Origin of the sequence: Blautia sp. MSK18_10 (assembly GCF_020553185.1) — a bacterium.
GTDB lineage: Bacteria > Bacillota > Clostridia > Lachnospirales > Lachnospiraceae > Blautia_A > Blautia_A wexlerae.
Map to the genome: position 1 here is coordinate 1 of NZ_JAJCGT010000105.1, position 1,465 is coordinate 1,465.

Sequence of the window (1,465 nt, forward strand, 5' to 3'; positions counted from 1 at the left end):
GAGTATGTCCTTCCCTGGGAATGATCCCACAGGCAAGAAGACAAGCCTTCTGCAGTGCAAATGGATCATAAGGGTCGCCTGTTGCCTGCAAAGGTTTAATCGTGTCAAATTCTCCATGAACATCCATATCCCGGCTGTCAAAAACAACCTTCTGCTCAGGAATCCTCTCCAGTGTCACCTCTACCGGCTTCTCCCCGTTCAAAAGAATAGCGACATTTAATACAGTCCCGCCCTTTTCATTACAATAGGGCGGTGTATCACTCCAGCCATTCCTTCTGAATCTTTGTCAGAGACTGCAGCTTTCTTATACTCCCTGCAGGAACCTGATCTCTGATTGCCTTTGCAATCCCGTCCATAGTTACCAGATCTGCCATCCGCTTATTCCATGCTATGATAGCATCCGGATCCGCCTCATTAAATCCGGCGCAGAGAGACTTGTGGGAAGCTGCAGTCCATAAAGATCTGTCAAAATCTTTCCCTCCTGTGACAATCTCATAAAGTTCCAGTGCCGCATCTGTTGCCTCCCGGATTGTATCTGACTCCTGATACAGCGCAGCAGACCATAAGGTATGTGCCTGTCCGTTCTCCTCCCAAAACTTCACTCCAAGTGTATCTTCCAATTCATCCAGATTCCTGCCAAACAGCCGGTTCTCCTTAGGATTATCATTTACGCCCAAAATACGAACAATAAATTTACCGTTTCTCTGCTTCAGCCCATGGAGGACAACATTATCAGGAATAACCTGATCCTGCACGTCTAACTTCTTCATGGGTCGAGTAGGTGCACCCCTTACGGTCGTACACCCCTCACAGAATTCCGGACGTGCGGCTTTCCCGCATCCGGCTCTTTGCGAAACGAATCGTTCACATTATCATTCGTATATATTGACATATATCCGGGGTCTTACCAGTGGATAGCTGTTATCCAGCATATTTAGAAATTCTACCCAGTTATAGCTTTTCTTCTGGCTTCTCCGGTTCAGACAATAGAACAGGCTTCTCATGATGTTATATCGGAATGCCGTTATACTTTCTGTATTGTCCGTAATTCCATAGTAATGGTAATAACCAGTTAGTATCTGGTTAAGTTTTTCAATAATCTCTTTTAATCTGCATGTTCTCATCTTCACTAACAGAAGATTTACTTCTCTGCACTTCTTTGCAAACTTCTTCTTACTGGTTTTCCTCTTCACTCTGAATCTGCCATTCCTACTTTTGGAACAGTAGTGTGTAAAACCTAAGAAAGTAAAAGTGCCTGGTTTCGTTCCGGCTTTTCTGCATCTTTCTTTTGCATAACGCCCGAACTCTATCAGACGGCTCTTTTCTTCTTCAAGGCTTAATCCAAAGTGTCCCATTCTATGTTTCAGATGTTCATAGAACCACTCTGCATCCGATTTATACTGGAATGTTACCACAAAGTAGGTAGACCCAAGGAACCTCCCCTTGAGTCCCCATCAGAACCGTA

The 1,465-nt window shown here is 44.5% G+C and carries 3 protein-coding genes; all 3 read right to left on the reverse strand.

The features are described 5' to 3' along the window. On the reverse strand, nt 1–202 hold a 202-nt coding region (locus LI074_RS16985; protein ID WP_330597766.1), incomplete at its 3' end, for a hypothetical protein. A gap of 55 nt (nt 203–257) precedes the next feature. After that, nucleotides 258–770 carry a hypothetical protein gene (locus LI074_RS16990; protein ID WP_020993814.1) on the reverse strand — a complete coding sequence of 171 codons (513 nt, stop codon included), beginning with the start codon at nt 768–770 and terminating at the stop codon, nt 258–260. A gap of 102 nt (nt 771–872) precedes the next feature. Next, nucleotides 873–1,415 carry a group II intron maturase-specific domain-containing protein gene (locus tag LI074_RS16995; RefSeq protein ID WP_008704415.1) on the reverse strand — a complete coding sequence of 181 codons (543 nt, stop codon included), beginning with the start codon at nt 1,413–1,415 and terminating at the stop codon, nt 873–875. Nucleotides 1,416–1,465 lie beyond the last annotated feature (50 nt).

Excerpts from the sequence above, each read along its gene's own strand:
- LI074_RS16990 (WP_020993814.1), bottom strand. The coding sequence starts at position 770 with ATGAAGAAGTTAGACGTGCAGGATCAGGTTATTCCTGATAATGTTGTC.